Below are 20,854 nucleotides of genomic sequence, written 5' to 3'. Positions count from 1 at the left end.
ATTGTGTCTCGAGCCGCTCGGCGATCTCGATGCGGAAGGCGTTGCCGACCAGGTTTGTCGATGTGGCCCGCAACCGCGCCTGGGCGGCATCGACACCGGCGAGGGCGTCGAGCACCTCGGTGCGGGTGGATCCATGACCACCACGGCATTCGCACGCATGTTCGACAACCAGTCGACAATCGTCGGGTTGTGGATGAACACCGCACTGTGCACAACCAGCCCGCCGAGCCGCCGTCCACAAAAACGCCCGAACATCGCAATCTGATCGAGCGACAACACTCGGCCGGCGGTCTCGAACAAAGCCGGGGTACGCGCCGGCATCGACACCTGCCGACAGGCACACCGAACCCGGAGTTCGCGAAATCAGCACCGGCAAAGCGTCTTTGGCGTGCAGATCAGACAGCTATCGACGCCGAAGTGACTGCCACTCCGATCACAACGCCGATCCCGGCGCCCGGTTGGCCAGCTCGCCCGTCATCCGCTTCACCGAATCGGGAACCGGGATGGCTTCGGGGCAGTCCGGGGCCCGCAACGGGTCACCATAGACCGTCGTCAACGGCACCACTCCAGCCCACGCGCCGGCGGCAACATCCTCGTCGGGATCCTCGGGCCAACCGTCGCTGATCTTCAGAGACCAGTTCTGCGCGCCGATGACCAGCCGCAACGCCACGGTCGCCGCGAGCTCCTTACGGCTACTGGGGCGCAGCTCGGCCACCCGCCCCGGGATGAACGTGTCGGTCAGCGTCTCGAGATGGGCCGGCTTGTCCGGGCCCTCGACGACCTCGAACACCCCGTACAGCACCGCACTGCGGTACTGGAACGATGATTCGAACCCGCTGCGGGCCACCACAACTCCATCCAGGGTGGTCACCGAAACCGCCACCGGCGCACCCGCGGCCACGGCCCGCATCCACGGCGAACCGGTGGAGCCGTGAATGACAAATTCGTCACCGATACGGGCAAATCCGGTCGGGAAGATCACCGGATGGCCGTCACGCACCAGCGCGATGGTCGCCAATGGCGTGGTATCCAGCAAGGAGTTCAGCTCGGCACGCGACGAGCACTGCTTCTCACTGAGTCGCGAGATCCGGGTCGAGGGCTGTGACACGTCTGCAAGACTGCCACCTCCGACCCCAGAACGCGCGTGAACAGGCCGACGCTCAGCGCGTCAACCACACGGCGGAATCCGGAGGCAGCTGCCCTCGCACCCCAGGGACCGAAGCCACCACGATGGTCATGTCACCGGGAAGGTCGACGGCGGTCGATCCGGTGTTCACCCAGCATTGCGCGGCACCACGGCGCAACGCCACCACGTCCTCTGACGACTCCAGCCACCGGACCGGCGCGGATTGATCCCACACGTGGCTCCTGGCCGACAACACCGCTCGATACAGCTGCAGGAACGAGTCGGGATCACTCTCCTGCGCCTGCACCGACAGTTGCCCCCAGTGCGGTGGCTGCGGCAGCCAGGTCCGAGAGGACGAACCGGGCGGCGAAAAGCCATACGGCACGGCACTATCAGTCCACGGCAACGGAACCCGACAGCCGTCTCGGCCGACGTCGGTGTAGCCGGATTGCACCCAAGTGGGATCCTGGCGTACCTCGTCGGGCAGATCTTCGACCTCTTCGAGCCCCAGTTCCTCACCCTGGTAGACGTAGGCCGTTCCGGGCAGCGCCAGCTGTAACAGCGCGCAGGCTCGGGCGCGCCGCCGGCCGCTGGCATGGTCGGCAGCTTCCTTGGTCCATCGGGCCCGCTCCCACTCGCTCTCGACGAGCTTCTCGGGCTGCGAGCGTGAGTACCGGGTCACGGTGCGCGGCACGTCATGATTGGACAGCACCCAGGTCGGGGGCGCGCCCACCGACGCGGCGCCGGCGATGGCGTCGTCGATCACCGCGCGCAGACTCGATGCGCGCCACGGCGCGCGCAGGAAGTCGAACTGAAAAGCGGTGTGCAACTCGTCGGGCCGCAGGTAGCGAGCCAGTCGCTCGTTGCTGGGCACCCACGCCTCGGCGATGAATACCCGTTCCGGCGCATAACGATTGGCCACCGTGCGCCAGCCGCGGTAGACCTCGTGCACACCGTCCTGATCCCAGGCCGGGTGCGCCTCGTTGTGCTGTGCCCCGGCCTCGGAAACACCCCCGTCGGGTAGTCCCTCGGCTTTCACCAGTCCGTGGGCCACGTCGATCCGGAAACCGTCGACCCCCTTGTCGAACCAGAACGCCAGCACACTCTCGAACTCCGAACGCACTTCCGGATGCTCCCAGTTGAGATCCGGCTGCCCGGGCGCGAACAGGTGCAGATACCACGAGCCGTCCGCAACCCGGGTCCAGGCAGGTCCGCCGAACACCGACCGCCAGTCATTGGGCGGCAGCTCCCCGTCAGTGCCCCGTCCGGCACGGAACAGATAGCGCGCCCGGGCGCCTGCCTCGTCACGCAGCGCCGCAGCGAACCAGGCGTGGTGATCGGAAGTGTGGTTGGGGACGATGTCGAGAATCACCCGGATCCCCGTCGCATGTGCGGCGGCGATGAACTCCTCGGCCTCGGCCAGGGTTCCATACGTCGGCTCGATATCGCGGAAGTCGGCGACGTCATAACCGGCGTCGGCCATCGGCGACGGATACCACGGATTGATCCACACCGCATCGATACCCAGCGCGGCAAGATACGGGAGGCGCGCCGTCAACCCGGCGATATCGCCGATACCGTCACCGTTTCCATCCGCGAAGCTGCGGATGTAAACCTGGTAGACGACCGCGGTCTTCCACCACGATGCGGCCTGCTCGTCCACCACTGCGCCATTCGTCACGGTCATCAGACTGGAACGTGCCCATTCCGGTGTCAAGCGAAACCAAATGCGACGCGGACACTTTCGCTCCACACGTATCCCTTGGTTGCACTGTCGCAACACATTCGAGACCGGGGGGCCACTTCCACGTCGTTATGATGTATGCCACACTGGCCAAAGTTATCGCCGCAGGTCACCACGGCCTGTGTCCGCGACGTGGCGGTGGAGGGCTGATGAAACGGATTTGTCGTCGAGAGCATCAGCGCTGGCGGGCATCCCGACGACGATCGGCGATGATCGGGGTGCCCCTGCTGGTGGCCGGACTGCTCACGGGCTGCGGTGCTGCCTCAGGAGCACCCGTGCTCACCTGGTACGCCATGCCGGACAACGGCGGTGCGGTCACCCGCGCTCAGCAATGCGCGGAGGCCTCCGGGGGCGCCTACCAGGTCGCGGTGGAAATGCTCCCCAACAATGCGACCGGACAACGCGAACAGCTGGTTCGCCGGCTGGCCGCCGGGGACACCTCCATCGACGTCGTCAGCGTCGACGTGGTGTACACCGCGGAGTTCGCCAACGCCGGGTTCCTGCGTCCCTACACCGAGGACGAGAAGGCCCGACTGACCAGCGGCATGCTTCCGGCACCCGTTGAGACCGGAATGTGGAAGGACACCCTCTACGCCGCACCGTTCAAGACCAACGCGCAGCTGCTCTGGTACCGCAAGGAAGCGGCCGCCGCTGCCGGCGTCGACCCGACGAGTCCCACCTTCACGTGGGACGAGATGATCAAAGCCGCTGTGGGACAGAACAAGACGATCGCCAGCCAGGGTGCGCGCTACGAGGGCTACATGGTCTGGATCAACGCCTTGGTGCTCTCGGCCGGCGGGCAGATCCTCGAGGATCCGGAGGCCGGGCGCGATGCCACACCGGCGCTCGACAGTCCCGCGGGTAAGAAGGCCGCCGAGATCATCGGCAACATCGGCCGTTCGCCGGCCGCCCCGCCCGATCTGTCCAACGCCCAGGAAGAGCAGGCACGCGCCGCCTTCCAGGCCCAGCGCGGCATGTTCATGCTGAACTGGCCCTACGTCCTGGCGGCGGCCCGCGGCGCGGCCGAAGCGGGCACACTGCCCCAAGAGGTCGTCGACGACATCGGCTGGGCCCGCTATCCGCGGGTGCTCCCCGACCAGCCCAGCGCGCCACCACTCGGCGGCGCCAACCTCGGCGTCGGCGCCTACTCCGAACACGCCGACGAGGCCGTGGCGCTGGTCGAGTGCGTCAACGCCCTCGACAAGGCCACCCAGTACATGCTCGACGAAGGCGAACCCTCCCCGTACGCGGCCTCCTACGACAATCCTGAGGTCAGGGAGAACTACCCCAACGCCGACCTGATCCGGGAGTCCATCGCCGAAGGCGGTCCGCGACCGCTGACCCCGTTCTACGTCGACGTGGCCGGCTCGATCTTCCAGACCTGGCATCCGCCGGCCTCGGTCACCGAGGAAACACCGGCCTTGACCGACCAGTTCATGGCCGACGTGCTCAGCGGAAGGCGGCTCCTGTGACGACGATCGAAAAGCCGAGCCAGTCACCGGACTTCCTCGCTCCCACCACCAGCGAACGCATCAAAGGCGAACGGCGCCTCGGGTTCTACCTGACATTGCCGTCCTACATCGTGATGATCCTCGTCACCGCCTACCCGCTGGGCTATGCGCTGGTGCTGTCGTTGTACAACTACCGGCTCACCGATCCTGCAGGGCGCGAGTTCGTCGGGTTGTCGAACTATCTGGTGATCCTGACCGACCCGGTGTGGTGGAACGACTTCGTGACCACGCTGATGATCACGGTGGTCACCGTGGCTGTCGAGTTGGTGCTGGGCTTCGCGTTCGCCTTCGTGATGCTGCGCATCATCCGCGGCCGGGGACCACTGCGCACCGCCATCCTGATCCCCTACGGCATCGTCACCGTCGTCTCGGCGTTCATCTGGCGGTACGCCTTTGCCATCGACTCCGGCTTCATGAACACCTGGCTCAATCTCGGCGACTTCGACTGGTTCGGTGATCGCTGGTCGGCCATCTTCGTGATCTGCCTGTCCGAGATCTGGAAGACGACACCGTTCATCTCCCTGCTGCTGCTGGCCGGGCTGGTTCAGGTGCCCGAGGACATGCAGGAAGCGGCGAAGGTCGACGGCGCCACTGCCTGGCAGCGGCTCTACAAGATCACGCTGCCCAACATGAAGGCCGCCATCATGGTCGCGTTGTTGTTCCGAACCCTTGATGCCTGGCGAATATTCGACAACCCGTTTGTGATGACAAACGGCGCCAACAACACCGAAACCATCTCTTTCCTGGCCTACCGGCAGAACGTGACGTTGGTGAACCTCGGGATGGGCTCGGCGGTATCGGTGCTGCTGTTCCTGTCGGTGGTGTCCATCGCCTTCATCTTCGTCAAGGGTTTCAAGACCGACCTGTCCCAGGTGAGGGGTGACCAGTGAACTCGAACACCAAATGGTGGACCGCAGCCGGTGTGGTCATCGTCCTCTACAGCTTCTTCCCGCTGGCCTGGATGATCAGCCTGGCGTTCAAGCCGCCATCGGACATCGTCTCCGGCAGCCCGCAGTTCTTGCCCACCTCATGGACATTCGACAACTTCGCCACCATCTTCAGTGACTCGCTGTTCACCCGCGCCTTGCTCAACTCGATCGGCATCGCCCTGATCGCAACCGTGATCTCGGTGGTCATCGCGATGTTCGCCGCATATGCCATCGCCCGCTTGGACTTTCGCGGCAAGAAGATCCTGCTGTCGCTGGCGCTGGGCATCGCGATGTTCCCGCAGGCAGCGCTGGTGGGCCCGCTGTTCAACATGTGGCGTGGTCTCGGCATCTACGACACCTGGCTGGGCCTGATCATCCCCTACATGACATTTGCGCTACCGCTGTCGATCTGGACCATGTCGGCGTTCTTCCGGCAGATCCCATGGGAGATGGAACACGCCGCTCAGGTCGACGGCGCGACGCAGTGGCAGGCGTTCCGCAAAGTGATCGTGCCGCTGGCCGCACCCGGCGTCTTCACCACCGCCATCCTGACGTTCTTCTTCTGCTGGAACGACTTTCTGTTCGCCATCTCGCTGACGTCCACCAACAGTGCGCGGACCGTACCCGCCGCACTGGCATTCTTCCAAGGGGCGTCGTACTTCGAGTCCGCGGTGCCCTACATCATGGCGGCCTCGGTCATCGTGACCATCCCCGTCGTGATCCTGGTGCTGATCTTCCAGCGCCGCATCGTCGCGGGCCTGACCTCTGGAGCAGTGAAGGGATAACCATGGCTGAGATCACCATGCGCAACATCGTCAAGAAGTACGGCGACGGCTTCCCTGCCGTCAACGATGTCAGCCTCGACATCGCCGACGGAGAATTTGTGATCCTGGTCGGGCCGTCCGGCTGCGGTAAGTCGACCCTGCTGCGGATGATCGTCGGACTGGAGGACATCACCTCCGGCGACATGCTCATCGGCGGCAACAGGGTCAACGACAAAGCGCCACGCGACCGCAACCTGGCCATGGTGTTCCAGAACTACGCGCTGTACCCACATCTGACGGTGTTCGAGAACATCGCCTTCCCGCTGCGGCTGGCCGGCAAGATGTCCGACGACGAGGTACGCAAGACCGTCACCGAGGCCGCCAAAACCCTGGAACTGCAGGATCATCTGGACCGCAAACCCGCCAACCTCTCCGGTGGACAGCGCCAGCGGGTGGCGATGGGACGCGCGATCGTCCGTAAGGCCGATGCCTTCCTGTTCGACGAGCCGCTGTCCAACCTGGATGCCAAGCTTCGCGGCCAGATGCGCATGGAGATCCTGCGACTCCAGCGCAAACTCGGCGTCACCACCGTGTACGTGACACATGATCAGACCGAGGCCATGACATTGGGCGACCGGGTGGCGGTCCTGAAAAAGGGAGTACTGCAACAGGTTGCGAGTCCACGCGAGCTCTACGACCAACCCGTCAACCTCTTCGTCGCCGGCTTCATCGGTTCGCCACCGATGAACTTCGTACCCGCCTCGGTGCGCGACGGTCGGTTGGAGCTGCCGTTCGTCTCGATCCCGATGCGGCCGGAGTGGCAGTCGGTCACCGAGGAAGGCAAGGTCTACATCGCCGGGATCCGGCCGGGCGCCTTCGAAGACGCCGGCCTGGTCGACACCGCCAAGGCCGGCCGGGGTGTCACCTTCGAGGTCGAGATCGACGTCACCGAGTGGCTGGGCAACGAGCAGTACGCGTTTGTGCCCTATGAGGCACCGCCGGAGATCAACGCTCAACTGGAGCAGTTGGCCTCCGATCTGGACAGCGAACAGCTGCGCACCCAGATCTGCGTCGAGCTCGATCCGCTGAGCCGCGTCCGCACCGGCGACAAGGCCACCCTGTGGCTGGACACTTCACGCTTGCACCTGTTCGATCCGCAGAACGGCGACAATCTCACCCGCACAGCAGGATCAGAACGCCGCGAACCCGTCGGTACCAGCTGAGTCATGCGTGCGCCGGAGCTGCGGCTACGGGCCCCCACTCCCGAGCTGGTGGCGTTGCCATGGGACCGGCCGCTGTCCGAGTGGACGGTGCCCGAGGTGCCGCTGCGGGACATCGCCGTCGGCCCCAGCCGCCACCTGGTGAAATTTGCCGAATGCGACGGGGCGCTGTGGGCACTGAAGGATCTGCCGCCGCGCATCGCGGTCAAGGAGTACAACGTGCTGCGCCGGCTCGAGGACATGGAGCTCAACGCCGTCCGCCCGGCCGGTGTGGTGCTCCAGCCCGAACACGACACCGCGATCTTGGTGACCCGCTATCTGGAGGGGTCCTGGCAGTACCGGCGCCTGTTCATGCGCTTGCCCCCGAACCAGCCGACGCACCGGGCCCGGCTGCTGGACGCGATGGCCTCGCTGATGGTCGAGTTACACCGCCACGGCGTGTTCTGGGGTGACTGCTCGTTGGCCAACACCCTGTTCTCCCGGGACGGCCAAACGTTGCAGGCGTTCCTCGTCGACGCCGAGACCAGCGATGTGCACCCGAGTCTGTCCAAGGGGCAACGCGAATGGGATATGGAGATCCTGGTCGAGAACGTCGCGGCGGGCATGATCGACCTGGCGGCCCGGCTGGATCGCCCCGAGGAACTGAACGACACCTTGATCGCCGAGGCGTTCGGCGTCCGGGAAACCTACGACCGGCTGTGGGAGACACTGCACACCGAACCGGTTTTCGGCTTCGCCGACCGCTTCGAGGTGGAGGGGACCATCCGCAAGCTCAACGAACTGGGCTTTGCTGTCGACGAGGTGTCCCTACAGCCGCTGAGTGCCGACCCCAGCCAGCTGCGGCTCAAGGTCGCCGTGGGCGACCGGCGCTACCATGCCCAGCACCTGCGCGCCCTCACCGGTCTTCAGACCGGCGAGGGCCAGGCCCAGATCCTGCTCGGCGACCTGCACGCCTATCAGGCCCACCTGTGCCACGAGGCCGGTGAGGACGTCGACGAGACCACCGCGGCGCGCCTGTGGCTGATGGAAGTCGCCACCCCGACCATGCATCGTGCGCACGCGGCCGTCGGCGGTACCGGATCCGACATCCAGGCGTTCTGCGATCTGCTCGAGGTGCGCTGGCTGTTGTCGGAGCAGGCCGGCCACGATATCGGCACCGAACGTGCTCTCGCCGCGCTGGCGCGCCACCGGATACCCACCGACGCGGCCGCCGAGATGGCAGTGGTCGAGGTGCCCACCGAACCGTTTGCGGTGCAGTCCGAAGACGATTGGGACCAGCCCGTCGACTAGGGCCCCGCCGTCGATCGCGGCAGTACCGTCAGCGCACCGCCCGCAGCGCATCCGGGGTGAGGTCGGCCGGCGTCCGGTATCCGTCGACCGCCATGATCAGGTCCGTTTCGGCGAGCAGCGACCGCAGCACATGCACCAGCCCGTCCTCACCGTCGAGTGCCAGCCCGTAGGCATAGGGCCGGCCGATCCCAACCGCCGCGGCGCCCAACGCCAGCGCCTTGATTACCTCGGCCCCCGAGCGCACCCCCGAGTCGAACAGCACCGGCACATCGCCGCATGCCTGCACCACCGCGGGCAGGCAGTCGATCGCGGGCAGGCCGCCGTTGGCCTGACGTCCGCCGTGGGTCGAACAGTAGATCCCGTCCACCCCGTGATCGATTGCGCGCCTTGCATCGTCGGGGTGACAGATGCCCTTGAGGATGAGCGGGAGCGTTGTCAGTGACCGCAGCCACGGCAGATCCTCCCAGGTGAGCGGATTTCCGAAGATGCCGGCCCAGTAGGGCACGATCGAACGCGGATCGGCGTCGATGGTCGCCGCATCCACACCACATTTCTCCCGGAACACCGGGTCACTGGTGTAGTTCGCCAGGCAGTGACCACGAAGCTGCGGGAAATTGGAGGTACTCAGATCCCTGGGCCGCCAGCCGGGAATCCAGGTGTCGAGCGTGACGACGATACCGGTGTACCCGGCCGCCTCGGCGCGACTGACGAGGCTGGCGGCGATATCTCGATCAGTGGGGCAGTACAGCTGGAAATACCCTGGGGTGTCGCCGAATTCAGCTGCCACGTCTTCCAGCGGATCACCCATGAGGGTGGAGCCGAACATCGGCACCCCGGTCCGGGCGGCGGCCCGGGCGGCCGAGATGTCCCCGTGCCCGTTGCGGTCACACAGCGCAGCGACCCCAACCGGCGCCATGAACACCGGCACCGCCCAGCTGGTCCCCCACAGCTCGAGGGTGAGGTCGCGCTCCTTGGCACCCACCAGCATCCGCGGTATCAGCCCCCAGTGCCGAAATGCGGTGTGGTTGACGTCCTGCGTCGTCTCGTCCCCGGCACCGCCTGCGACATAGGACCACACCGACGGCGGCAACGACTGCGCGGCACGGGCCTCCCATTCCGGGTACGACATCGGCAGGCTCGGCTGCACACCGGACAGCCCCGCGAAGTAGATCTCATACTGGTAGGCACCGTAATTGGGGTTGGTCATGCAAAATCCTCCACCACGTCGGCGACCCGCCGCAACTGGTCGAGGTCGGAACTGGTCGGGATCAGATGGACCTCATCGGTTCCGATATCGGCAAACCCGGCCAGGGTGGCGGCCAGGTCCGCCTCGCCACCTGCCCACCCGGTGGTCGGTGCGATCGCATCGACGAATTCGGCCGGGATCCAGTTCATGTAGCGACGCAGGTGGGCGTGCACCTGTGCCCGCGCGGTCTCCGGTTCACCCATCGCGAACCAGAACGACGTCGCCAGATGCGGTGCCGGTTTACCGGCCTGTGCCCAGGACTCCCGCGCCACGTCGAACAGTTCGTTCTGTTTGGCGAGATCGAGATCCAGGGTGGTGCCGGCCATCCCGTCGGCCCAGGCCGCCGCGCTGCGTACCGTCTTGGGTCCGATGGTTCCGACCAGCAGCCCGGGCCCGCCGGCACGGGCCGGCGCGGGACCCACCGGCAGCACCGAATCGGTGAGCTTCTCCCCCGCCCACACCCGGCGCATGATGTCGACGCGCCGCGCCATCTCCCGCATCGTCTGGGTGGCCGGGTCGGCACCGACGGCGTTGTAATCCTCGTGTCGGCCACCGACGCCGATCCCGACAGTGAGCCGGCCGTCACAGAGCATGTCACCGGTGGCCAGCGCCTTGGCCAGCATCACCGGATCATGCAGCTGCGGCACGATCACCGTCGTCACCAACTGCACCCGCTCGGTCCAGGCCCCGAGAGCACCCAACAACGTCAGGCTGTCCGGATTGCCGAAGGCGATCCGCTCACCCCAGCACAGGGAAGAGAACGGCCCCTCGTCGATGGCGGTCGCCCACGCCTTCAGCATCGCCGCGTCCGCATCCGGCTCCATCACCGGCAAAGTCATCCCAACCTGCACGACCGCGATTCTGGCACGGACGCACCGGAATGCGACCGGGATTGGCAGGACTGCCCGATGCCGAGTCGGGGCCTACCCGGCCAGGCTGTAGATGTGCTCCGGGGTGACGATGGAGGTCACCGCCGTGGCGATCTCGCCGGCGGCGTGGACGTCGGGAAGGCTGGAATTCGCGAACACCACCAGGGTGGCATCCTGCTCGGGCAGATACACCGACACGGTGGTGAAGCCGGGGATGTCACCGTTGTGCCCCAGCCAGCCGTGGGCGTCGAAGATCGTGAACGCGTAGCTGACCCCCGGGGCGGCTGCTTCGCCACCGGCAACCCGTTGCGCCTGTGTCTCCGGACGCAACAGCTCCCCGCGCCCCACTGCCCCCGCCCATCGCTGCATGTCCGCGACATCGGAGACGATAGCGCCGGCGGCGTCACCCCACGACGGGTTCCAGAACGTGGTGTCGGTGACGGGGCCGTCCGGCAGCTCGGCGTAACCGTGCATGAACGGTTCGGGCATCACACCATTGGTGGGCCAGCTGGTCTGGCCCAGCCCCAGCGGGGCAAAAACGTGCTGGCGCAGGTAATCCGGCAACGACTGACCCGTCACCCGGGTGACCACCATGCCCAGCAGCACCGTGTTGGTGTTGGAATACTCGTACTCGGTACCTGGAGCGAAGTTCACCGGGTTGCGGAAAGCGATGTCGACGAGCTCACGCGGAGTGGTGCCGAATGCATCCGGTCCGGTGGGCGCTTCGGCGATGAACCGTTCCTGCCAGGCCTGGTCCTCGGAATAGTTGGGCAGCCCGCTGCGCATCCGGCCCAGCATGTCGAGGGTTATCTGGTCACCGCCGGGCACGCCCTCGACGTACCGGGAGATGGGATCGGACAACCGGATGCGGCCCTGGTCCACCAGTTGCAGGACCGCGGTGCCGGTGAACGTCTTGGTGACACTGCCGATCCGGGTGTGGTCGGCGACACTCATCGGCCGCCCGGTCGCGGTATCGCTGACCCCCACCGCCGACACGTACTCGATGCGGCCCGGGATGGACAGTCCCACCACCGCTCCGGGGACGCTGAGCTCCTGGACCTTGGCCGCGATGGCGGAATCGAGTTCAGCTCGCAGATCCACCGGTTCAGCGGTGGCCGCCGACGTTGTGGCCCCGGCCAGCATCACCACCGCTGCCAGGACAAAGAGAGAACGACTGAGACGCATGCTGGGTCCCGTTCTGTTGTGACCGGCCGAGTTCGTCTCGAAGCCTAGGGGACGTTTTGGCACGATGGTGGCATGTCGATCACCACAACGTCGATCGCTCACCTCCGGCTGACCGTCACCGATATCGAACGGTCGCGGCAGTTCTACGAGTCGGTGTTCGGCTGGCCGGTACTGCTCGAGCTGCCCGACGGCGCCGATGACACCACCAGGGCACGGTTCGGTTTCCTGTTCGGCGGTGTCATCTACGACCTGGGGCACCTCCTGATCGGATTGCGGCCCGTCGCCGACGACCGATTCGACGAGGACCGCGCCGGCCTGGATCACCTGGCATTCAAGCTCGACAGCCTGGCCGAAATCGAGGCTGCCGCCGCCCATCTCGACGACCTCGGCATCGCCCACGGGTCGGTGAAGGACATCGGACCGGCCTACATCCTCGAATTCCGGGACCCCGACAACATCGCCCTGGAGCTGTCCGCGCCGAAGTGATCAGTCCCGGGGATCTTTGCGGGCCCTGACCGGGCCGGTGTTGGGCGCCGGCTGGAACAGGTTGCCACGCACGCTGCCCCGCGCGGTCCGCACCGTCACCAGCACCCACGTCAGCAACAGACCCACAAACGCCACCACGGCGGCGGCACGAAACATCGGCAGCCCGGTGTGGAGGGCCAGCTGGGTGGTGCCGGTGACAAAGGTGCCGACCGGGAACGTCAGGCTCCACCAGGTCAACGCGAACGGCATGCCCTTGCGCAGGGTGCGCACCGTCAGTGCCGTCGCCAATCCGATCCACAGCATCGCAAAACCCCAGACCGGGACACCGAACAGGATGCCGAAGACATACATCCCCGAGGCGATCTCCTCGGGTACCGCTAGATGCGCCTGCGCACCGAGAAGCCCCGCCGCGGTGATGGATTGACCAAGGGGGCCCAGCACGATCCACAGTGTCGGCACCCGCGCGGTGCCGGACGTGCCGTAGTGCGCCAGCCGGCTCCAGATCATCGTGATGATGATCAGCGACGCCATCAGCGACAGCCCGAACATCGCATAACAACCGAACAGCATGGTGGTTCGCCCGGTCCCGGGAGGCAGGTGCGGGATCAGCAACGCACCGGTGGCCGCCGACACCATCGGTGGCACCACCGGCATCAACCAACCGCCGAATGCGGCGTCGGGTTCCACCGCGTGCTGGGTGAACATCAGGTACGGAATCGTCAGCGCGGTGAACAATCCGCCGATCGTGCCGGCCGTCCACAACACCCAGTGCAGGTTGACGGCGGCCTGCATCCCGATCAGGTCGGAGCCCACCAGGATGGCCCCGGCCCCCACCGTCATCAAGGCCATCGGCGCGGCCCCGTAGAAATGCGCCATCTGCGGGTTTCGCCCGTGAGTGCGGGCCACTTTCGGGTTGAGCAACCAGTGACCACCGACAGCTACCGACAGCACCACCAGCAGCAGCGCAGCGACCACCCACACGAACTCGCTGAATCCGCGCATCCCGGGCAGCTGCACCGGCAGCATCGCGCCGGCGTTGGCGACGATGCCGGTCCCCATCACCGACGAGAACCAGTTGGGCCCGAGATTCCCCAGAACCTCGAGTCGTCTTCGTGGAGAGGTGGCGGGCTGCGGGTCGGAGGCTGTCACGACTCCAGAACGCTACCCGGCCGGAGGCACTTGTTCGGCGATGTGCCCGGCGGCGAGGGGGTTTTCCCCCACCAGACTGTGTGGGAATCGCCGTGTCGCCCGAGCGCCGCAGTCCATAGGTTGGACGCATGGTTGTTGTAGACAGCGTTTCGACCGCCGCAGAGCCGGCGACGAGCCGGACCCGGCGGTTCAGCCCGCACATCGGCGTGGTTCCGACCGCATCGATGCTCACCGGAGCCACCCTGGCGGTGGTCTGGTTCTGGGTGCCCCTGGGGATCTTCGTGTTCGGTATCTCGATGATCCCCTCGGGTATCGGATTTGCCGTGGCCGCCGTGGTGTTCATCTACCTGATGCGCGGCGTCGACTGGGTGGAGCGGGTGCGCAGTGAAGCGGTCTTCGGGCTGGGGATCCAGGTGCCGCCGCGCCGGCTGTCGCACTACACCGGGATCCAGCGGTGGCTGCACCAAATGTGGCTGGACGTCAGCAGCGCCCGGTTCTGGAAGGGCTGCGCACAGCACTACCTGCGAATGTCCTACGACCTGGCCGCAGCCGGGTTGGCGGCCCTGCTGTTCGCGGTGGCCTTCCTGGGGCCCGCCGCGTCGATTGCGGTCGACGGCAGTGCCGCCGCGGCCGGACTCGAATTCCTGCCGCCGCCGCTGGCGTGGGTGCTGGCGGTGATCGCCCTGGTGGCCGGCATTGCCGTGCTGGTCTTCGCGCCGGTGCTGGACGCCAAGATCGACGGCTGGCTGCTGTCGTCGTCCTCGACGGCGGTGCTGCAACGTCAGGTCAACGTCCTGGCCGACGCCCGCCAGGGGGCGGTCTCGTCGGCACAGACCGAACGGCATCGCATCGAACGCGACCTGCACGACAGTGTGCAACCGAGGCTGGTGTCGCTGGCCATGACAATCGGTCTGGCGCAGACCAAACTCGACACCGATCTGCCGGCAGCGAAGACCCTGATCAACGAGGCGCACAACGACGCCAAACAGGCGCTCTCGGAACTCCGCAACGTGGTCCGCGGTATCGCTCCGACCATCCTGTCCGACCGCGGCCTGGATGCCGCACTGTCCTCGGTGGTGCAGCGAGCGGACACCTCGGGAGTACCGACCCGGTTGAATGTGTATCTGCCACGCCGACTTTCGGACGAGATCGAGGCCGTCGCCTATTTTGTCGTCGCCGAGGCGCTGACCAATGTCGCCAAACATGCGCACGCCAATCAAGCGGTGGTGACGGTGCGTCTCGACGAGACCGGTCCCGGTACCGCACAGCTGTTCGTGTCCGTCTTCGACGACGGCCGAGGAGGCGCCGGAATAGACGGCACCAGTGATGCCACCGGACTGCGGGGGCTCGACGAGCGGGTGCGCGCCGCCGGCGGCATCTTCACCGTGTCCAGCCCGGCCTCCGGGCCGACCGTCGTCACCGCGGTGGTGCCATGCGCATCGTGATCGCCGAGGATTCGGCTCTGCTGCGCGCCGGGATCGAGCGCATCCTCAACGACTCCGGCCACGAGGTGATCGCCGGGGTTCCGGATGCGACCAACCTGTTGAGCATCGTCAACGACACCCACCCGGACCTGGCGATCGTCGATGTGCGGATGCCACCGACATTCACCGACGAAGGTATTCGCGCCGCGGCGCTGCTGCGCAAGCAGAACCCCGAATCGGCGGTGCTGGTGCTCTCACACTATGTCGAGGAGCGTTACGCCACGGAGCTGATCGCCGCGGACACCCGCGGGTTCGGTTACCTGCTCAAGGACCGGGTGGCCGATGTGCCGGCGTTCCTGGCCGCCGTCGAGACCGTCGGCACCGGAGGCACCGTGCTGGACCCAGAGGTCGTCGCGCAGATCTTGGTGCGCTCACAACGCCGAAATGCACTCGAGCTGCTGACCCCACGCGAACGAGACGTGGTGCAGCTGATGGCGGAAGGCAAGACCAACTCCGCCATCGCAACCTCGCTGTCCATCTCCACCGGTTCCGCCGAAAAGCACATCGCCTCGATCTTCATGAAGTTCGACCTGGCGCCCGACGAGAGTGAGAACCGCCGTGTCCTTGCCGTCTTGCGCTACCTCGAATCCTGAACAGCACCCCGATTCTCAAGGACCCTCATGACCAACCCGGTTCCCACTCCCCATCTGGTGACGGTGCATCCCACCCCACCGCCGACGCTGCCCCCTGCCGGTCGTACCGCCTTCCGGGCGGTGTTGGTGATCGCCGCGGCCCTGGTGTTGCTCACCGGGATCGGCGGATTGACCGCCGCCGCGGTGGGCATCGGCAACACCCGGGTCATCGCCGACGCGCAGCCGCTGCCCGCATCGATGCACACCCTGACCATCGACACCGGTGAGATCCCGATGGCGGTGCGTATCGAATCGGATGACGCCGCACGCGAGCCCCGGGTGGAAATGCGGTTCGTCAGCGCAAGCCGCGGCGGCGAGCAGGCACTCGACATCACCCCGGGACCCGACACCCGAATCGCGCTACGCGGCGAATCGCCGGGCTGGCTGGAATGGGCCCGCACCGGTGAACTGACCGTCGTGGTGCCGCCGCAGGTGGGTGAGCAGTTGAGCGTCAACACCTTTCAACAGTTCGGGGTGTTACACGTCGATGCCGACTTGGACCAGCTGACCGCCCGCAACACCGGCGGTGCCGTGATCCTCGACGGGTCGGCCCGCAGCATCGATGTCGAAGTAAGCCACGGCGCAGTGGTCGACGAAGATCGGATCCTGGTGCGAGAGTCGTTCACCGCCAACGTGATCGACGGCTACATCTCGGTCGACTTCCGCGACGTCGCACCTCGCACCGTGGAGGCCGTCACCTCCGACGGCGACATCACCCTGAGGCTGCCGGGCGACGGGCCCTTCCTGGTCGACGCGAGCGCCGGCCCGGATGGAACTGTGGTGCGGGTGCCGTTGGCACGCACCGCCGCCGATGCCGAGTCGGTGATCACCGCCCGATCGGTGAACGGCGAGGTGGTGATCGGCCCGTCACTGTGAGCTCGGGTGGGGCGGACGTGCCCAGCGCCAAGGTGTCGGTCGTGTCGGCCACGGTGGCTTCCGGCCCCATGAAGTCGGACCACTGTCTGCGTATCCGTTGCGTCGCGCCCACGAACAGCATTCCTACCTTTGTTTCGTGGGTCACTTTTGCGGGCAGCCCGAACAGATGGTCGTCGAGATGGCGCGGCCTTTCACAGAAGGTGTCGCACATGAGCAACGACAGCACTCCGTCGAGGAACCACACCGAATCCGCCGAGGTCAGTGACTCGCCCGTCGAGGTCACCGACTCGGCAAAGGAGAAAGCAGCCGAGATGGCGCGGGCCTACGACGATCGGCCGACGGCGGTGCTGCCGGGATCGCACAACACCATCACCGGGACCGCGATCAACGAGTGGCTCGACGAGGACGGAAATCCGAAATACGGCCAGGAGTGACTCCCGAGGCTTGCACCGAGGCTGCACTGCTGGCGTCGAGAGTGCACTGAGGGCGGATTCTGGGGTCAAAACCCGCCCTCATGTGACTCTCGATCGGGATGCGCTCAGGCTCCGGTGCGTCGCCGGCCGCGTTCGGTTTCCTGGACGTTGTAGGCGTCGGCGAGGCTGCTGACGTGCGGCGGCAATGCGCCGGCGGCCACGTCGGCCAGCGTCGTCTCCTCCAACACCGACCGCATGCTGGCCCGCAAGGCGCGCCACACATCGGTCAGGGCCGTCGTCGGTCCCGAATACGGCAGATCGCCGAGGCCGATGTCACGCACGCTGGCCAGAGGGCCGTCGACGCAACGCAGAACGTCGGCGATGCTGATGCTGTCCGCTGCACGCCCGAGGGCATAGCCGCCGTCGCGTCCACGGTGACTGCGCACCAACCGGTCGGCACGCAGATCAGAGAGAATATCGACCAGGAACTGCGCCGGAATACCCTGGGCGGTCGCCAGCTCATCGGTCTTGACGAGCTCGCCGTCGTCCACCGTCGCCAGTTGGATCATGGCGCGCACGGCGTACTCCGCCTTGGCCGACATTCGCATCATGTGAATTCTGCCATTGCCCGGATGGTCAGCTCGGGACGTCCGACTCGCGGGGCACCACGACGGCGAACAAATCGGACAGCGCCGCCAGGCTGGCCGAGTGCAAGGCCTGTGCGGGTACCGGTCCGTCCAGCCCGGGCAGTGATCGTGTCGCGGTGGCCGCCGCAACAACTGTCGGCGCGTAGCCGAGGTTGAACGCACCCCGCGCGGTCGAGTTGATGCACATGTGGGTCATGAAGCCGGCCAGCACCAGGTTCGTCGCTTCGAGTGTCTTGAGGCGCTTGTCCAGATCGGTGTCGACAAATGAGTTCGGGTGTCCCTTGACCACCACCGGTTCATCGCCGCGCGGGGCGACGCGCGCGACGATGGCGCCCGATTCACCGTTGATGTCGTACAGCGATCCCGGGCCCATGTCGTGCTGGATGTGGATGATCGGGATGCCGGCGGTACGGGCGCGATCCAACAGGGCTTCGGTCTCGTCGAGCGCCGCCTGGACACCCTCGAGTTCCATCGTTCCCTGGGTGTAGGTGTTCTGGCAGTCAACCAGGATCAGCGTGGAGTCGGCCAAGCCGGCGGGCTCACTGGGTAGTCCGGCAAGCACACGCAGGGTTTCACTCATCGTCGAGCCTTTCGTCGGGGTGACCCCAAGGATAGGCGTGGGCGCCGGGCCGTCTCACAGCGTCCGCGAGTAGAGCTTCAAACCCTTTGTGCCGTAGGTCTGCTCGAAGGACACATCGCGGTAGTCGGTGGTGAGGGCAAATCCGTTGCGCAACCACGTCCGCTCCGCACGGACATTGCCGTTGAGGCAGAGGACCTGCGCGTGCCCGTAGCCGCGGCCGACGGCAACAACATGCTGGAGCAGGGCGTCGACGATTCCGCCACCACGGTGGCCGGGAGACACGGCAACATTCTCGACACCCCAACTGCCCTCGATATTCGGCGGCGTGGCCCGGCTCAGGGAGGTGGCCCGCACCAGCAGGGCCTCGAGAGCGCCGTCGGGCAGGTTCAGATCGGGAAGCAGCCCGAAGATCTCACTCTCGAGGGCCGGATTCCCCTCCGTCGCGGTGTCGAAGCCGGTCATGGCACCGACGGGTTCACCGTCGACCTCCGCGACCCAGAAGCGGTCGGTATGGCACCAGTGCGGCTTCTCCGAACCGGTCACTTTGTGTAGCAGCGAATCGACCTGGTCCGACGGAAGCCCGAACAGGACGTCCCAGACACACTGCGGCAGGTGCGACGTGGCGGCGGTGCGCAACACCCAGGTGAGGTAACGACGGTCTTGCGGTGTGGAGGGACGAATGGTGTGGGTTGGCATGACGCCGATCCTAGCAATCGCTATTAGCAAGCGCTAGGATCGCTCTCATGAGTACCCGAGATCGGCTCCTCGACGCCGCCATCTGCTGCCTGGCCGACGACGGCTGGGCGCGGACCACCACCCGGCGGATCCTCGCGGCAGCAGGGGCCCACGCGCCCGACGTCAACTACTACTTCGGCTCCAAGGAGGAGCTCATGCGCGAGGCGGCGGTACGGGTCACGCGCCGTTGGTCGCAGGGGCCGCTTCGCCACATGGGTGAACTTGTCGACACCGATCCGCGGACGTGTCTCACCGAAATCCTGGAACGCTTCCTCGCAAATCTCAAACAGGACAAGCGCGACGCGGTCGCGGCCGTCGAGGTGTTCGCCCAGGCCGAGCGCAGTGAACAGTTACGCACCGAACTGCGCACCGTCTACGAAGAACTCCGCACCACGGTGGGCGACGGCGTGGAAGAACTCGCCGAGGGTGCTGACACCCGTTCCTTGGCAACGGTTCTCATCGCATTGTTCGATGGTCTGGCGGTGCAGTCCCTGTTCGATCCCGACAATCTGCCCTCGGCATCGGCACTCGTCGACGCGCTGGCCGCCCTGTCGACCGTGGCCGCCGCCCCCGGTGCCCGCGCATGAGCACCACCAGCACGATCGTCATCGCCGGGGGTTACGGGCTGGTCGGCAGACTCATCGCCGAACGCCTCGCGCCGCAGTTTTCAGTGGTGCTCGCCGGGCGGGACCCGGATCGCGCCCGGGCCGCCGCCGCGTCAATCGGTCACGGTGTCCGGGCCGAGCGCCTGGATGCCAGCGACCCGGAGTCGGTGCAGGCCCTGCTGCGCAGCACCCGACCCACCCTGGTGGTGGCATGCGCACCGAAGTCCGAACGGGCGCTCGCGCAGGGATGTCTGGCCGCGGGCGTCGACTACACCGATGTCTCGGCCGATTTCGCGGGAATCGCGCAGGCCGACGACCTCCATGAGCTGGCGGTCCAGACCGGCGCCACCGCCGTGCTCAGTGTCGGCATTGCTCCCGGACTGACAAATCTGCTGGCCCGCGACGCCTGCTCCCTGCTCGACGAGGTGCACCGCCTCGACCTCGGTGTCCGGCTGCACATCGCCGACGAACACGGCGCGGCAGCGATCGAGTGGACACTGGAAAACCTCGCCGTACCGTTCGACGTCGTCGAGAACGGCGCCATCCGGTCCGAGCGACCGTTCATCGCGCGCCGGTCACTCGACTTCGGTGGCCACTCCCGGGTGCCGGGCGGTGGCTTCAACTTCCCCGAACAGCGAACTCTGGCACGCACTCTCGACATCCCCACGGTCCGCTCCTGGCTGGCCATCGAACCGGCGATCCTGCATGGCGCCGCCGTCGCGGCCGCGCGCAGCGGCACCGCCCGCATCCTGGGATCGAAGTCCGTGCGACGCCCGCTCGTTCGGGCGATGGGCAGCCTTCCGCAGCGCCAGGGCGGCTTTGCGGTCTGCGCCGAAGCGACAGGACTCCGCAACGGCCGCCGCCTGGTTGTCGCCGGGCACTTCGCCGGTCACGGCGAGGCGGCGATGACCGCCGAGGTGGCCGCACACGTCGCGCGCCGGTTGACCAAAAAAGACCAACCGCACGGTGTTTGGCACATCGAGCAGCTCCCCGACTCCGGGGACCTGCTGACCGCGCTGGCATCGGAGGCCGGAAGTCAGGCCCGGGTCACCGCCAACACGGCGTCGGCCAGTTCGGGCCGGCACACGATCAGGTCCGGCAGCGATACGTCCGACTGGTTGTAGACCAGCGCCGAACCGTCGATCCGGGAGGTGAACATACCCGCGGCGCGGGCGACCGCCACCGGCGCCGCGGAATCCCATTCGTACTGACCACCGGCGTGGACGTAGACGTCGGCGACGCCTTGGACCACAGCCGAGACCTTGGCGCCCGCCGACCCCATCTCGACAAGCGTGCCACCGAGGGCGTCTCGCACCGCCAGTGCAATCGCAGGTGGTCGGGTGCGCGACACGACGACGCGCGG

23 protein-coding genes are annotated in these 20,854 nt (G+C 66.5%); 13 read left to right on the top strand and 10 right to left on the bottom strand.

Features of this window, described 5'->3' with window-relative positions:
* Positions 1-133: 133 nt before the first annotated feature.
* Positions 134-265, top strand: a complete 132-nt coding sequence (locus WBB07_RS27560) for a hypothetical protein (RefSeq protein WP_526312596.1) — start codon at positions 134-136, stop codon at positions 263-265.
* Positions 266-433: 168 nt separating this feature from the next.
* Here WBB07_RS27560 and WBB07_RS27555 read toward each other — a convergent pair whose 3' ends face one another.
* Positions 434-1,108: a pyridoxamine 5'-phosphate oxidase family protein gene (locus WBB07_RS27555; protein ID WP_526312594.1), complete on the bottom strand. Its 675-nt coding sequence runs from the start codon at positions 1,106-1,108 to the stop codon at positions 434-436.
* A 52-nt stretch (positions 1,109-1,160) separates the two neighbouring features.
* On the bottom strand, positions 1,161-2,813 hold the full coding sequence (locus WBB07_RS27550; protein WP_526312592.1) for a glycoside hydrolase family 13 protein: 1,653 nt from the start codon (positions 2,811-2,813) through the stop codon (positions 1,161-1,163).
* Positions 2,814-3,079: 266 nt separating this feature from the next.
* Here WBB07_RS27550 and WBB07_RS27545 point away from each other — a divergent pair, with 266 nt between their 5' ends.
* The 5 genes from WBB07_RS27545 to WBB07_RS27525 are packed head-to-tail and all read left to right on the top strand — an operon-like array spanning position 3,080 to position 8,584.
* Positions 3,080-4,342, top strand: a complete 1,263-nt coding sequence (locus WBB07_RS27545; RefSeq protein ID WP_526312590.1) for an extracellular solute-binding protein — start codon at positions 3,080-3,082, stop codon at positions 4,340-4,342.
* Complete coding sequence (locus WBB07_RS27540) at positions 4,339-5,271, top strand: carbohydrate ABC transporter permease (protein ID WP_526312588.1); 933 nt, start codon at positions 4,339-4,341, stop codon at positions 5,269-5,271. Before WBB07_RS27545 ends, WBB07_RS27540 begins: the two co-directional genes overlap by 4 nt.
* Entirely contained in the window at positions 5,268-6,095 is an 828-nt protein-coding gene (locus WBB07_RS27535; protein WP_526312586.1) for a carbohydrate ABC transporter permease, read from the top strand. Before WBB07_RS27540 ends, WBB07_RS27535 begins: the two co-directional genes overlap by 4 nt.
* Positions 6,096-6,097: 2 nt before the next feature.
* Positions 6,098-7,297, top strand: coding sequence for an ABC transporter ATP-binding protein (locus WBB07_RS27530; protein ID WP_526312584.1), 1,200 nt, complete (start codon positions 6,098-6,100; stop codon positions 7,295-7,297).
* 3 nt (positions 7,298-7,300) lie between these two features.
* Positions 7,301-8,584, top strand: a complete 1,284-nt coding sequence (locus WBB07_RS27525; protein ID WP_526312582.1) for a DUF4032 domain-containing protein — start codon at positions 7,301-7,303, stop codon at positions 8,582-8,584.
* 28 nt (positions 8,585-8,612) lie between these two features.
* Here WBB07_RS27525 and WBB07_RS27520 read toward each other — a convergent pair whose 3' ends face one another.
* The 3 genes from WBB07_RS27520 to WBB07_RS27510 all read right to left on the bottom strand — a co-directional run bounded on the left by WBB07_RS27520 (position 8,613) and on the right by WBB07_RS27510 (position 11,884).
* Complete coding sequence (locus WBB07_RS27520) at positions 8,613-9,791, bottom strand: alpha-hydroxy-acid oxidizing protein (RefSeq protein WP_526312580.1); 1,179 nt, start codon at positions 9,789-9,791, stop codon at positions 8,613-8,615.
* Positions 9,788-10,669, bottom strand: a complete 882-nt coding sequence (locus WBB07_RS27515; RefSeq protein WP_526312598.1) for an LLM class flavin-dependent oxidoreductase — start codon at positions 10,667-10,669, stop codon at positions 9,788-9,790. The genes WBB07_RS27520 and WBB07_RS27515 overlap by 4 nt, the downstream gene beginning before the upstream one ends.
* Positions 10,670-10,753: 84 nt before the next feature.
* Positions 10,754-11,884, bottom strand: a complete 1,131-nt coding sequence (locus WBB07_RS27510) for a serine hydrolase domain-containing protein (protein ID WP_526312578.1) — start codon at positions 11,882-11,884, stop codon at positions 10,754-10,756.
* 72 nt (positions 11,885-11,956) lie between these two features.
* Between WBB07_RS27510 and WBB07_RS27505 the strand changes: the two genes are divergently transcribed.
* A complete protein-coding gene (locus tag WBB07_RS27505) occupies positions 11,957-12,370 on the top strand; it encodes a VOC family protein (RefSeq protein ID WP_526312576.1) in 414 nt (137 codons plus the stop codon).
* On the opposite strand, the gene WBB07_RS27500 is transcribed toward WBB07_RS27505, so the two are convergent.
* A complete protein-coding gene (locus WBB07_RS27500; RefSeq protein WP_526312574.1) occupies positions 12,371-13,519 on the bottom strand; it encodes a TDT family transporter in 1,149 nt (382 codons plus the stop codon).
* 128 nt (positions 13,520-13,647) lie between these two features.
* On the opposite strand from WBB07_RS27500, the gene WBB07_RS27495 reads away from it, so the two are divergent.
* The 4 genes from WBB07_RS27495 (at position 13,648) to WBB07_RS27480 (ending at position 16,945) form a co-directional block, all read left to right on the top strand.
* Complete coding sequence (locus WBB07_RS27495) at positions 13,648-14,964, top strand: sensor histidine kinase (protein WP_526312572.1); 1,317 nt, start codon at positions 13,648-13,650, stop codon at positions 14,962-14,964.
* Complete coding sequence (locus WBB07_RS27490; protein ID WP_526312570.1) at positions 14,952-15,596, top strand: response regulator transcription factor; 645 nt, start codon at positions 14,952-14,954, stop codon at positions 15,594-15,596. The genes WBB07_RS27495 and WBB07_RS27490 overlap by 13 nt, the downstream gene beginning before the upstream one ends.
* A 27-nt stretch (positions 15,597-15,623) precedes the next feature.
* A complete protein-coding gene (locus WBB07_RS27485) occupies positions 15,624-16,511 on the top strand; it encodes a DUF4097 family beta strand repeat-containing protein (protein ID WP_526312568.1) in 888 nt (295 codons plus the stop codon).
* 209 nt (positions 16,512-16,720) lie between these two features.
* Positions 16,721-16,945: a hypothetical protein gene (locus tag WBB07_RS27480; RefSeq protein ID WP_526312566.1), complete on the top strand. Its 225-nt coding sequence runs from the start codon at positions 16,721-16,723 to the stop codon at positions 16,943-16,945.
* A 104-nt stretch (positions 16,946-17,049) separates the two neighbouring features.
* Here the strand turns inward: WBB07_RS27480 and WBB07_RS27475 are convergent, their stop codons facing one another.
* Genes WBB07_RS27475 through WBB07_RS27465 form a run of 3 tightly spaced genes read right to left on the bottom strand, consistent with a single transcriptional unit; the run spans position 17,050 to position 18,847 of the window.
* Positions 17,050-17,532: an Rrf2 family transcriptional regulator gene (locus WBB07_RS27475; RefSeq protein WP_526312564.1), complete on the bottom strand. Its 483-nt coding sequence runs from the start codon at positions 17,530-17,532 to the stop codon at positions 17,050-17,052.
* Between the two features lie 28 nt (positions 17,533-17,560).
* Positions 17,561-18,151 carry a cysteine hydrolase family protein gene (locus WBB07_RS27470; protein ID WP_526312562.1) on the bottom strand — a complete coding sequence of 197 codons (591 nt, stop codon included), beginning with the start codon at positions 18,149-18,151 and terminating at the stop codon, positions 17,561-17,563.
* 54 nt (positions 18,152-18,205) lie between these two features.
* Positions 18,206-18,847: a GNAT family N-acetyltransferase gene (locus WBB07_RS27465; protein WP_526312560.1), complete on the bottom strand. Its 642-nt coding sequence runs from the start codon at positions 18,845-18,847 to the stop codon at positions 18,206-18,208.
* A 47-nt stretch (positions 18,848-18,894) separates the two neighbouring features.
* Here WBB07_RS27465 and WBB07_RS27460 point away from each other — a divergent pair, with 47 nt between their 5' ends.
* On the top strand, positions 18,895-19,473 hold the full coding sequence (locus WBB07_RS27460) for a TetR/AcrR family transcriptional regulator (RefSeq protein WP_526312558.1): 579 nt from the start codon (positions 18,895-18,897) through the stop codon (positions 19,471-19,473).
* Entirely contained in the window at positions 19,470-20,615 is a 1,146-nt protein-coding gene (locus WBB07_RS27455; protein ID WP_526312556.1) for a saccharopine dehydrogenase family protein, read from the top strand. Before WBB07_RS27460 ends, WBB07_RS27455 begins: the two co-directional genes overlap by 4 nt.
* Here the strand turns inward: WBB07_RS27455 and WBB07_RS27450 are convergent.
* Positions 20,528-20,854 (bottom strand): inositol monophosphatase family protein (locus WBB07_RS27450; RefSeq protein WP_526312554.1); only part of this gene is annotated, 327 nt, incomplete at its 5' end. The genes WBB07_RS27455 and WBB07_RS27450 overlap by 88 nt on opposite strands.

Origin of the sequence: Mycobacterium sp., from assembly GCF_049647605.1 — a bacterium.
Taxonomy (GTDB): domain Bacteria; phylum Actinomycetota; class Actinomycetes; order Mycobacteriales; family Mycobacteriaceae; genus Mycobacterium.
The sequence above is the reverse complement of the archived record's forward strand: the minus strand, read 5'-3'. Positions and strand labels throughout refer to the sequence as shown.